General features: G+C 43.1%; 10 protein-coding genes and 2 tRNA genes. 7 read left to right on the top strand and 5 right to left on the bottom strand.

What is annotated here, in order from left to right:
- Nucleotides 1–124 precede the first annotated feature (124 nt).
- The 4 genes from MUN53_RS11465 to MUN53_RS11450 all read left to right on the top strand — a co-directional run bounded on the left by MUN53_RS11465 (nucleotide 125) and on the right by MUN53_RS11450 (nucleotide 5,729).
- Entirely contained in the window at nucleotides 125–2,110 is a 1,986-nt protein-coding gene (locus tag MUN53_RS11465; RefSeq protein WP_243325535.1) for a glycoside hydrolase family 97 protein, read from the top strand.
- A gap of 161 nt (nucleotides 2,111–2,271) precedes the next feature.
- Nucleotides 2,272–2,853 (top strand): helix-turn-helix domain-containing protein, encoded by a 582-nt coding sequence (locus MUN53_RS11460; protein WP_022455439.1) that lies wholly within the window; start codon nucleotides 2,272–2,274, stop codon nucleotides 2,851–2,853.
- A 13-nt stretch (nucleotides 2,854–2,866) separates the two neighbouring features.
- Nucleotides 2,867–4,519, top strand: coding sequence for an AMP-binding protein (locus MUN53_RS11455; RefSeq protein WP_243325534.1), 1,653 nt, complete (start codon nucleotides 2,867–2,869; stop codon nucleotides 4,517–4,519).
- Nucleotides 4,520–4,640: 121 nt separating this feature from the next.
- Entirely contained in the window at nucleotides 4,641–5,729 is a 1,089-nt protein-coding gene (locus tag MUN53_RS11450; RefSeq protein ID WP_243325533.1) for an acyltransferase, read from the top strand.
- A 233-nt stretch (nucleotides 5,730–5,962) separates the two neighbouring features.
- Here MUN53_RS11450 and MUN53_RS11445 read toward each other — a convergent pair whose 3' ends face one another.
- Together MUN53_RS11445 and MUN53_RS11440 are read right to left on the bottom strand one after the other, a co-directional pair.
- On the bottom strand, nucleotides 5,963–6,589 hold the full coding sequence (locus MUN53_RS11445) for a lysine exporter LysO family protein (RefSeq protein WP_022455445.1): 627 nt from the start codon (nucleotides 6,587–6,589) through the stop codon (nucleotides 5,963–5,965).
- The gene (locus MUN53_RS11440) at nucleotides 6,586–6,867 is read right to left on the bottom strand and encodes a LysO family transporter (RefSeq protein ID WP_243325532.1); all 282 of its coding nucleotides are present in this window, start codon (nucleotides 6,865–6,867) and stop codon (nucleotides 6,586–6,588) included. The genes MUN53_RS11445 and MUN53_RS11440 overlap by 4 nt, the downstream gene beginning before the upstream one ends.
- Nucleotides 6,868–7,026: 159 nt before the next feature.
- Between MUN53_RS11440 and MUN53_RS11435 the strand changes: the two genes are divergently transcribed.
- Together MUN53_RS11435 and MUN53_RS11430 are read left to right on the top strand one after the other, a co-directional pair.
- On the top strand, nucleotides 7,027–9,285 hold the full coding sequence (locus MUN53_RS11435) for a GH92 family glycosyl hydrolase (RefSeq protein WP_243325531.1): 2,259 nt from the start codon (nucleotides 7,027–7,029) through the stop codon (nucleotides 9,283–9,285).
- Between the two features lie 77 nt (nucleotides 9,286–9,362).
- Nucleotides 9,363–9,683 (top strand): heavy metal-binding domain-containing protein, encoded by a 321-nt coding sequence (locus MUN53_RS11430; protein ID WP_022455448.1) that lies wholly within the window; start codon nucleotides 9,363–9,365, stop codon nucleotides 9,681–9,683.
- 79 nt (nucleotides 9,684–9,762) lie between these two features.
- Here MUN53_RS11430 and rpsO read toward each other — a convergent pair whose 3' ends face one another.
- Nucleotides 9,763–10,032 carry a 30S ribosomal protein S15 gene (gene rpsO, locus MUN53_RS11425; RefSeq protein WP_022455449.1) on the bottom strand — a complete coding sequence of 90 codons (270 nt, stop codon included), beginning with the start codon at nucleotides 10,030–10,032 and terminating at the stop codon, nucleotides 9,763–9,765.
- A 173-nt stretch (nucleotides 10,033–10,205) separates the two neighbouring features.
- Between rpsO and typA the strand changes: the two genes are divergently transcribed.
- Entirely contained in the window at nucleotides 10,206–12,005 is a 1,800-nt protein-coding gene (typA, locus tag MUN53_RS11420) for a translational GTPase TypA (RefSeq protein WP_022455450.1), read from the top strand.
- 234 nt (nucleotides 12,006–12,239) lie between these two features.
- Here typA and MUN53_RS11415 read toward each other — a convergent pair.
- Both MUN53_RS11415 and MUN53_RS11410 read right to left on the bottom strand, forming a co-directional pair.
- A tRNA-Asn gene (locus MUN53_RS11415) sits at nucleotides 12,240–12,313 on the bottom strand.
- A 12-nt stretch (nucleotides 12,314–12,325) separates the two neighbouring features.
- Nucleotides 12,326–12,399, bottom strand: a tRNA-Asn gene (locus tag MUN53_RS11410).
- Nucleotides 12,400–12,405: the final 6 nt, after the last annotated feature.

The following is a 12,405-nucleotide window of genomic DNA, read 5'->3' as shown; positions in this document are numbered from 1 at the left end:
CATAGCTTTATTGTAAATTAATAGTTTGATCACTTCTAATCTACTAATAATCAGCGATAAGCACAACCTTTTATACATATTTATTTTATCAATTTAATTCCGCCAACGGGTCATATAATTAATTATGGTACAGAAAAGTTTGTTAACCCTGGTTTCCCTGTTGGTCTTATCTCTCGGAAACGTATTGAATGCCAAAGAGTATGTAGTCTCATCGCCCGATAAAGCGATTCAGATGAAGCTTGTAGTGGAAGAGGACATTTCGTATGATGTCATGTATCATGGGAAAACATTGATGAAACAGAATCAGATTGCGTTGGAACTGAGTAATGGTGTTTTGGGGCAATCGCCTGTAGTGAAGAAAGTAAAACAGAAGGCCTTTCAAGAGCATGTGGATTGCTTTAATTATCGGTGTCCGTCGTTCGATGTGTCTTACAATGAGATGTATGTGACCTTTAAAGGTGATTATGCCTTGGTCTTTCGGGTGTATAATGATGGGGTAGCCTATCGGTGGGAAACGAAGATGAAGGAAGACATTGTTGTCCGCAATGAGCAGGCGGATTTCAATTGGGCAGAAGATTATGTTGTTTATCTTCCGTTTACAACATCCAAGAAGGATCCATACGCCATGGCTTTTCAGAATATTTATTCAGTAAGCAAAATCAGTGAGGCGGATAACAGTAAAGTTGCCTTCTTGCCGGTAACAGCTGATTGTGGTGATGGCGTTAAGGTGACGATTCTGGAATCTGATCTGGAGAATTATCCGGGTATGTTTGTGCTAGCAGATCCGAAAGCTCGTGCTTTGAAGGCCGACTTTGCTGAATATCCGGAAGAATATGCGGTGAACAGTACACGTGCCATGAAATATGTAACGAAGCGGAGTGATGATATAGCTCGTTGTCAAGGTACGCGTTCTTTCCCTTGGCGAATCATGGCGATTACGAGTGATGATACGCAGATGCCGGTGAATAATCTGGTTTATGCCTTGGCTTCTCCGAATCGGATCGGTGATTATTCGTGGGTAAAATCAGGTAAGGTTGCTTGGGACTGGTGGAACGACTGGGGCATTTGGAATGTCGATTTCAAGGCAGGCATTAATATGGACACTTATAAACATTATATTGACTTTGCCGCGGAGAACAAGATTGGTTATGTCGTGCTGGACGAAGGCTGGTATAATCCGAAGAGTGGTGATATGCTGACTGTCATTCCGGAATTGAATTTGGAAGAATTGATCGCTTATGGAAAATCCAAAGGTGTTGACCTGATTCTTTGGACAGTGTTTAATGTGTTGGACGATCAGCTGGAAGAAGCCTGCAAGAAGTATTCAGAAATGGGTATCAGTGGGTTTAAAGTAGATTTTCTGGACCGGGATGATCAGACAGGCGTTGAAATGGTTTATCGGATTGCCGAGATGACAGCGAAATATCATCTGACACTGGATCTGCATGGTATTTATAAGCCGACAGGTTTGAACCGGACTTTCCCGAATATTATCAACTTCGAATCGGTGTTTGGTATGGAAGAAATGAAATGGAGCACGGTGGAAAAAGATATGATGGAATATGATGTCACGATGCCGTTTATCCGCATGATGTGCGGACCGATTGATTATACTCCTGGCGCCATGCGCAATGCAACGAAAAAAGATTTCCAACCGATTTATTACAATCCGATGAGTCAGGGAACACGCTGTCATCAGCTGGCTACGTATATCGTTCATGATTCACCTCTGACGATGCTGGCTGATAATCCTACGATTTACAGACAGGAACAGCCTTGTGTTGATTTTATCTGTTCTGTTCCCAATACCGGTATTGAGGAGACACGAGTGCTTCAGGGAAAGATGGGTGAATATATTGTTACAGCCCGTCGGGTAGGAAAGAATTGGTATGTAGGAGGTTTGACTGACTGGAATGCCCGGACTGTCAAACTGGATTTATCTTTCTTGGGAGAAGGCAACTATGAAGCCGTATTATTCTCGGATGGTGTGAATGCCGGTAAGCAGGCTGCTGATTATAAGAAGACGGAACAAACCGTAGAGCGTAGCAGTTCTTTACAGATAGACCTCGCTCCTGGAGGCGGATTCGCTCTATCTCTTATTCAGAAGTGATATGAATTTAAAGTTAAAAGCAGTCAATGAATGTTGACTGCTTTATTTTTATCTGAATATTTGGTGAATCAATAATGATTTAAAAGATAAATCAGACAAAATGTTTGAAATAATAAATAAATAATATACTTTTGTCTTGCCTAAATAATAATAGTACAAAAATGAAAGACAACAAAATTATCGGATCAAAGATCCAACATATACGTGAGACGAAGCAGCTTTCTATTGAAGATGTAGCTGAAAGATCAGGTTTAAGTGTAGAACAGATTCAGCGGATTGAAGGAAATGTTGATTTCCCATCACTAGCTCCGCTTATTAAGATAGCGCGTGTTTTGGGCGTTCGTCTGGGAACTTTCTTGGATGACCAATCTCAATTAGGACCGGTAGTTTGCCGCAAAGGAGACATGGCTGGCGACGGTATTGGATTTACCAACAACAATACGGAAGGTCGTAAGCATATGGCTTATCACTCTTTGTCACAAGACAAGTCGGGACGTCACATGGAACCGTTTATGATCGATGTGGCTCCGTCGGCTGAAGGCGAAAGCTTCGTTACATCTTCGCACGAAGGTGAAGAGTTTATCTATGTCTTGGAAGGTAAGCTGGAAATTGTATATGGAAAGAATACCTATCAGCTGGAAGCCGGTGACAGTATTTATTATGATTCGATTGTAGCTCACCATGTTCATGCAGCCAAGGATGCCTCGGCTCGGATTCTGGGTGTGATTTATACTCCGTATTAATTGGGATCAGGTTATGTTAGCTTTACAGAATAAGACATTAGGACAGTGGCTGGAACATTGGGCTGCTGTTACGCCAGACAAGGAATATATTGTGTATTCAGACCGTGATCTTCGGTTTACGTGGAAAGAGTTTAATGAACGGGTTGACCGGATGGCAAAAGGTATGTTGTCCATTGGTGTGGAACATGGCACGCATGTCGGCATTTGGGCTACCAACGTGCCGGATTGGTTGACATTCCTGTTTGCGGCAGCCAAGATTGGTGCGGTTGCGGTTACGATCAATACGAATTACAAGCAGAACGAGCTGGAATTTTTGGTTGAGAATGCAGATATTCATACCATGTGTATTACTGATGGTGTCTTCGATGGCAGCTATATTGACATGGTTTATACGATGCTTCCTGAACTGAAGGAATCGCAGCGCGGTTACCTGAAGAGCAAACGTTTCCCGAAACTGAAGAATGTGGTATATATCGGTCAGGAGAAGTTCCGTGGTATGTATAATACACCGGAATTGCTGCTCTTGGGTGAGAATATCAGCGATGAGATCTTGGATGAGGTAAAAGCTAAAGTCGATTGTCAGGATGTTGTGAATATGCAATATACTTCGGGTACAACCGGATTCCCGAAAGGTGTGATGCTGACGCATTACAATATTACGAATAACGGTTTCCTGACAGGAGAACACATGAAGTTTACTTCCGAAGATAAGCTGTGTTGCTGTGTGCCGCTTTTCCATTGCTTTGGTGTGGTATTAGCATCCATGAACGTATTGACTCATGGTTGTACACAGGTAATGGTCGAGAAGTTTGATCCGCTGGTGGTTTTGGCTTCCGTACATAAGGAACGTTGTACAGCTCTTTACGGGGTTCCGACGATGTTTATTGCCGAATTGAATCATCCGATGTTCAATATGTTTGATTTGAGTTCACTTCGTACCGGTATTATGGCAGGTTCGTTGTGTCCGATTGAATTGATGAAGCAGGTAGAAGAGAAGATGTTCATGCGGGTAACGAGTGTGTATGGACTGACTGAAGCTTCTCCGGGTATGACACATTCTCGGATTGATGATCCGGCAGAAGTACGTTATACAACCGTAGGACGTGATTTTGAATTTACCGAAGTACGCGTGATCGATCCGGAAACGGGCGAAGAATGTCCGGTTGGTGTGCAGGGCGAAATGTGTAACCGCGGTTATAATACGATGAAAGGATATTATAACAATCCGGAAGCAACAGCCGAAGTCATTGATGAGAATGGCTTCCTGCATAGCGGTGACTTGGGAGTAAAGGACGAAAACGGTAATTATCGGATTACCGGTCGTATCAAAGATATGATTATTCGTGGGGGTGAGAATATTTATCCGCGCGAATTGGAAGAATTCCTATATCATCTGGAAGGAGTGAAAGATGTACAGGTGGCAGCCGTGCCTTCGAAGAAGTATGGAGAAGAAGTCGGTGCCTTTATTATCTTGCATGATGGTGTAACCATGACAGAGGATGTGGTGAAAGACTTCTGCTGTGGAAAGATTGCCCGTCATAAGATTCCGAAATATATCTTCTTTGTCGATACCTTCCCGATGACAGGTAGTGGAAAGATTCAGAAGTTCAAGTTGAAAGACTTGGGATTGAAGTTATTGGCAGAAAAAGGAATTATTCCAGTATAATAGCATAAGCTTATTCTTCGTCTGGGTGACGAAGGATAAGCTTATATTTGATTCAGATGAGGCATCAAGGCTCGATAGTAAGACTTAATTGAAAACAATTTATTAGACCTATTTATTTATAATGAAGAGAGTTGTATTCCTTGATTATGTGCGTGTATTTGCCTGTTTTCTGGTTATGTTGGTACACGCGAGTGAGAACTTTTATGGAGCACCCGGTTCAACAGATATGGTTGGTCCTCAGGCTTTACTGAATAACGAGACGGACAGACTTTGGGTCTCCATATACGATGGATTTTCAAGAATGTCTGTTCCTTTATTTATGATTGTCTCGGCATTTCTTCTTGTTCCTATGAAAGCTGAGCAGAACATGTGGCAATTTTATAAACGTAGGTTTACGCACATTCTACCACCCATGTTCATCTTTATGATCTTGTACAGTACTCTTCCCTTGTTATGGGGACAGATTCATACGGAAACCTCGGTCAAAGATTTATCCCGTATCCTGTTGAACTTCCCGACGTTGGCCGGACATCTTTGGTTTATGTATCCGCTAATTAGTCTCTATTTATTTATTCCAATGATTTCACCCTGGATAAATAAAGCAACGGCTAAAGAAGAGCGTTTCTTTATCCTGTTGTTTTTAATATCTACCTGTATTCCTTATCTGAACAGGTTCTTCGGAGAAGTATGGGGACAATGTTTCTGGAATGAATATCATATGCTTTGGTATTTTTCTGGATATCTTGGTTATCTCGTTTTGGCTCATTACATACGTGTGCATCTTGACTGGAGCCGGAGCAAACGCTTGAATGTAGGCTTGCTTTTAACGGTGATTGGTGCTGTATGGACGATATTGTCATTCTATGTTCAGGCTGTTCCGGGTGTAATCCATTCTACTCCGGTTTTAGAGATAGGATGGGCTTTCTGTACGATTAATTGTGTTTTACTCACTACCGGAATGTTTCTTATGTTCTCGTGCATACAGCAGCAGGAAACGCCGCGTCTGATTCTTGACATCTCCAAGTTGAGCTATGGAATGTATTTGATGCATATCTTCTGGCTGGGCATGTGGACTAGTATCTGTAAGGAAGTTCTGGCTTTGCCTACTGTGGCTGCTATACCTTTTATTGCTGTAGCTACATTTGTGAGTTGCTATGTCGCTACAAAGATCCTATCTTATCTCCCGAAAAGTAAATGGATTATTGGATAATCTCTTGAATAGACCAGATATGAATAACCACCTGTATTGTCATGTAGCATGCGGGTGGTTATTTATTTTAGGCACAATTAAATCTGATTCTCGTTACCTTTTTACCGTTCCACGACTGTGGAACGATCGTTTCACCCTTGTGGAATGATCGTTTCACCTAGGTGGGACGATCGAATCACCCGGGTGAAACGATATAAAATAAAAAGGTTTGACTGGAAATCTTGATGACTTCGTTATAACTGGCAGAAGAAGGATACCAGAAAAGGTACGCTGAAATCGACCAGAATCCCGTGGAAGATGGAAACAAACACCAGGTCGTTGCCACAGTAGCGGGTGATAATGGGCAGCGTTGTATCCATGGTTGTGGCTCCTCCGGCACAGATTGGTGCCAGACGCCCGAAGTATTTGAGGAAGATGGGTGCACCCAACAGGGCGAAAATCTCCCGGAGAATATTGGCGATCAGTGCAATGGTTCCTAATTCGGAAGCGATCTGAATACCTAAAGATGGTTCTTTCAGCTGAGTAATCAGGATGGAAGAGAGAGAATAATAAGCGAATCCGCTACCTAACGCCAGGCAGTCGAATACACTCCAACGGCTGATTACCAGACTGATCAGGGCGGCAAATAGTAAAGAGCCGCTGATTGTAGCCAAAGGCACGAGCAATAATTTCGGACGGATGCTTCGAAGGATGTCTTTCAGTTTCTTATCGCTGCCGATACTGAGTCCGACTTGAAACATCAGGGCATATAATACGTACATCGAAAGGTCGGCATCCATGATCCAGTCGGGTAAAAGACCGGCCCAGCCCAGCAGGCAACCCAAGATGAAGAATCCTACAACAATGATACTGCCAATCATTTCTCTCCTCCTTTCTTCTCAAAGAAAAAGTGATAGACGATCTTCGCCATGCAAACGCTGCCTAGAGTCGTGGCAACTGCAATCAGCAAGGCTTGCAGGCCCAATGTACTCAAGTTATTGATGATTTGCGGGTTTGTCCCGACGGAAGCGCCCAATAAAAAGAGCAGGGCGAATATGGTGTACGAAATAGGTTTCCCTATCTTTTGCAAGATAGAAACACTTCTTAATAAGTATCCGGCAGCAATACCGGCAAACATGATGCCAATGACAGTAAACATAGCTGATTTGTATAAATGAGCTGCAAAGGTAGGAAATAATTCATCTGATCTTTGCTTTACATTTCTCTTTTTTGACTCCGGAATACTGAGTAAGTCAATAAAAATATGTAAGTTTGCTGAATAAGATTTGACAATAACTAATACTAAATCTATAACACAGTGAAGACGAAACTATTTTTATTATCCGTTGCCGTGATGGGTTTGGCAACGAGTTGTCAGCAGAAACCGGAGTCGCAGCCGTTGGCCGACGAAATCCAGTATGTAGATCCGTTTATCGGAACCGGCTTTCATGGGCATACATTCCCGGGAGCTACGCGTCCGTACGCGATGGTGCAGTTAAGTCCGGATACACATATCATGGGCTGGGACGCCAGCAGCGGCTATCATTATGACGATCATCAGATTTATGGCTTCAGTCATACGCATTTGTCGGGAACAGGTATCGGAGATCTGGGCGATATCATGCTGCTCCCGTTCAGTGGAGGCGATTCGATCAAGCCGGTGGCTACCTTCAAGAAGGAGACAGAGAAGGCAACTCCGGGCTATTATGCCGTACGGTTGGAAAACTTGGGTGTGAATGTCGAGCTGACTTCTACCGACCGAGTGGGCTTTCACCGGTATACTTTCGATAATCCGAAAGACCGTCGGGTGATGCTGGACTTGGGGCATGTACTTCAACCCAACTGGGGACACAAATTGGTGAGCAATGATTATCAGCTGGTCAACGACTCAACGGTAGAAGGAACGTATAAGACACAGGGTTGGGCACATTTCCATTCTGTTTCTTACCGGGTGACTTTCTCTGAACCGATGACTAAGATCTATCAGTATATAGATGGAAAGATGCGTTCGGATTCCTTGTTCCTCAAATTGCATTCCGATAAAGATCTGAAGTTCCACTATCGGTTCAAGGAATCGGATAAGCCTTTGTTGGTAAAAGTAGCACTTTCTCCGGTTGATGTGGAAGGAGCGGAAAAGAATATGGAAGCCGAATTGCCGGGATGGGACTTCGATCAGGTTCGTGCCGAATCGGCTGATATCTGGAACAAGGCATTGAACAAGATCCAGATCGAAACCAACGATCCGGTGATCCGGAAGAACTTCTATACAGCGCTTTACCATACGATGATTGCTCCGTTTGCTTATCAGGATGTGGATGGCCGTTATTTGGGTATGGACAAGAAAGTACATACTGCTGCTGCCGGTTATACGAATTATACGGCGTTCTCTTTGTGGGATACGTTCCGTGCCTTGCATCCGTTGATGACGATTATCAATCCGTCGTTGGCTTCGGATATGGGAAATGCGTTGGTGCAGGGTTATATGGAAGGAACCATCTTGCCGAAATGGCCGTTGGCTTCCAGTTATACCGGATGTATGGTTGGTTATCCGGCGGTATCCGTATTGGCTGATCTGGTAGCCAAGGATTTGGCAAAAGGAGATTTGAATCTTTGGGCTGAAGCCGGAGCCCGTTCTTCTGTTTATCGGGCAGACCTGGCAGAAAAGTTCAAAGGTACACGCGAACTGGATCTGATCACCCGGCATGTGTATTATAAAGATAAGTTTGGATTTGTCCCTGCCGACTCGATTCCGGAATCCGTTTCGTGGGGATTGGAAATGGCTTATTACGATTGGTGTATCGCTCAGATAGCGGCTAAAGCCGGAAATGATACGTTGGCCAAAGCTTATCAGGAGAAAGCTTCCTATTATAAGCGTTATCTGGATCCGGAAACGAAGCTGATGCGCGGTGTGATGGCCGACGGTTCTTTCCGTACACCGTTTAATCCGCGTTATTCATCTCATATGAAGAGTGATTATACCGAAGGAAATGCGTTCCAATGGAGTTTCTTTGTTCCGCATGATATGGATAATTTCATTGCCGAGATTGGTGGTAAGAAAGAATTGGAAACACGGTTGGATACTTTGTTTACGACTTCTTCTCAAATCGACGGAGCTGAGGCTTCGGGTGATATTACGGGGCTGATCGGTCAGTATGCACATGGAAACGAACCCAGTCACCACATGGCCTATTTGTACAATTGGACGGATGCGCCTTGGAAGGGAGCGGAACGTTTGGACTTTATCATGCGTAATTTCTATACGAACCAGCCGGACGGAATCATCGGAAACGAAGACTGTGGTCAGATGTCTGCCTGGTATGTATTGAGTGCATTAGGCTTTTATCAGGTTTGTCCGGGAATTCCGGTGTATGCAATCGGTCGTCCGATGATAGATAAGGCGACAATCCCGGTTGCCGGAGGAAATTTCGAGATTATTGTCAAGAACAATTCTCCGGAAAATAAGTATATGAAAGAGGCTAAGTTGAACGGAAAAGTCCTGGATTCCTTGTTCTTCCCGCATGCCGACCTGGTGAAAGGCGGAACCTTGGAAATCGAGATGACGGCAGTTCATCCGTAATTCAATAAAAAACAATCAATAAGCAAGGCATCAGAGGTTCAGACCTTTGATGCCTGGATAAAAATAGAAATACAATTATGTTACTGACTACAACAAACAACATTGAAGGCCGGCGGATTACGGCTTATTATGGAATTGTTTCGGGCGAAACAATCATTGGTGCGAATATTTTCAGAGATTTCTTTGCCAGCATCCGGGATATTGTGGGTGGACGTTCGGGTTCGTACGAGAAAGTATTGCGGGAAGCCAAGGAAACGGCTTTGCAGGAGATGTCACAACAGGCAGCCGCTTTGGGTGCCAATGCGGTGATTGCCATCGATCTTGATTATGAAACCGTAGGCGGCGAAGGAAGTATGCTGATGGTTACGGCAGCCGGAACAGCCGTTCGTTATGAATAATAACGGGAAAACAAAAGGAAATAAAAAAGGTCACTCCGAAAAGAAGTGACCTTTTTATGAACTTATAGGAGAAGTAAAATTACTTTCTGATACCCAGTTCTTTGATGATAGCACGATATCTTTCGATATCAACTTTTGTCAGATAATCCAACAGACGACGACGCTTACCTACCAACATTTTCAACGCACGTTCAGTAGCGAAGTCTTTGTGATTTTCTTTCAGGTGCTCAGTCAAGTGAGCGATACGGTAAGTAAACAATGCGATCTGGCTTTCAGCAGAACCTGTGTTAGTAGCTGATTTACCGTACTTTTCGAAGATTTCTTTTTTCTTTTCTGAATCTAAATACATGATTCTCTTACTTTAATAAATTAATACTATACTATGTTATTTAAGCGGATGCAAAGATAGGTGTTTCTTTTTGATCTGCAATGATTTCTTGCTCTTTTTTTATTTTTTGGGTATAATATTCCTTCTACATTCTGAGAAATGTCGTATTTTTGCACCCAATAAATTAGTCTTCAATGCAAAAGATAAGAAACATTGCGATTATTGCGCACGTGGACCACGGAAAGACAACGCTCGTGGATAAGATGTTATTGGCTGGTAAGCTTTTCCGGGAAGGACAGGCTGAGCCGGATCAGTTCCTTGACAACAATGATTTGGAAAGGGAAAGAGGTATTACAATCCTTGCCAAAAATGTGTCTATTAATTACAAAGGATATAAGATTAATATTATCGATACTCCGGGGCACGCTGATTTTGGAGGGGAAGTAGAACGTGTATTGAATATGGCTGATGGCTGTTTGTTATTGGTGGATGCCTTCGAAGGCCCGATGCCGCAGACTCGTTTCGTGCTTCAGAAAGCCATTCAGATTGGTCTGAAGCCTATTGTTGTCATTAATAAGGTAGATAAACCGAACTGTCGTCCTTCGGAAGTACAAGAGATGGTATTCGATTTGATGTTCAGCTTGGATGCTACCGAAGAACAATTGGATTTCCCGACTATTTATGGTTCTGCCAAACAAGGTTGGATGTCGGAAGATTGGGAAAAGCCTACTACGGATATAACGGCGTTATTGGATGCCATTATCAAATATATTCCGGAACCGCAAGTATTGGAAGGTCCGTCACAAATGTTGATTACTTCATTGGATTATTCTAAATACGTAGGGCGAATTGCTGTGGGACGTGTTCATCGCGGAGAATTACGTGAAGGACAAGATATCGTTTTGTGTAAGCGGGATGGCTCGCAGGTAAAGTCAAAGATCAAGGAAATCGATGTATTCGAAGGATTGGGCCGTACGAAAGTGCAGTCTGTGAAATCAGGTGATATCTGTGCCGTAATCGGTATTGAAGGTTTTGAAATTGGTGAGACAATTGCCGATGCTCTGGAACCTGAAGCTTTGCCTACCATTGCCATTGATGAGCCGACGATGTCTATGCTCTTTACAATCAATAACTCGCCTTTCTTCGGTAAAGATGGTAAATATGTGACTTCTCGTCATATTTATGAACGTCTGCAGAAAGAATTGGATAAGAACTTGGCTTTGCGTGTAAGACCGACTGATTCAGCGGATTCATGGTTGGTTTACGGACGTGGTGTATTGCACTTGTCTGTCTTGATCGAGACGATGCGTCGTGAAGGATACGAATTGCAAGTAGGTCAGCCGCAGGTTATCATCAAGGAAATTGATGGTGTAAAATGCGAGCCGGTTGAGCAACTGACTATTAATTTGCCGGAAGAATGTTCAAGTCGTATCATCGATATGGTGACCAAACGTAAAGGTGAGATGACGATGATGGAAAGCAAGAACGGACGTATGCATTTGGAATTTACAATTCCTTCTCGTGGTATCATCGGTCTGAATAATGCGGCTCTGACGGCTTCTGCCGGTGAGGCAATCATTGCTCACCGCTTCTTGGAATATCAACCTTGGAAAGGTGATATCGAACGTCGTACCAACGGTTCTATCATTGCAATGGAAACCGGAACGGCTTATGCTTATGCCTTGAATAACTTGCAGTCTCGCGGTCGTTTCTTCATTGCTCCGGGAGAAGAAGTTTATGCAGGTCAGGTAGTTGGAGAACATACAAAAGATAATGACTTGGTGGTTAACGTAACGAAGTCTAAGAAGTTGACGAATATGCGTGCTTCTGGGTCTGATGAAAAAGTTTCTCTGGCTCCGCCAACTATTTTCAGTCTGGAAGATGCGTTGGAATATATTAAAGGTGATGAATACGTTGAAATCACTCCGAATTATATGCGTATGCGTAAGATTATTTTGGATGAAACAGAACGTAAACGTCAGAATAGAAATTAAAAATTCTCTGAATAGTTAATAGGTATGCCGGTGTAGTGTTTGTAGAAATGCTACACCGGTTATTTTTTATGCAATAAACTCATATAGGATTTATCTGCCAGTATGTGGATAAATCTGTTGATAACCCTGTTGAAAAGCCTGTGAATAGTAAATAACTTGTTGATAAGTGGGTGGGAAAACGAGAAGTCTGTACATGAAAAAAGAGACATATCTGATTATGTCTCTTTTCGAAAGCTCTTCCTCTTGGGCTTGAACCAAGGACCCTCTGATTAACAGTCAGATGCTCTAACCAACTGAGCTAAGGAAGAATGTATGTTTTGCTCTTCTTCTTGGACTTGAACCAAGGACCCTCTGATTAACAGTCAGATGCTCTAACCAACTGAGCTAAAGAAGAATGTTT

It is taken from the genome of Parabacteroides faecalis (assembly GCF_022809355.1).
Lineage (GTDB): Bacteria > Bacteroidota > Bacteroidia > Bacteroidales > Tannerellaceae > Parabacteroides > Parabacteroides faecalis.
This window is presented reverse-complemented; position numbering and strand designations above follow the sequence as displayed.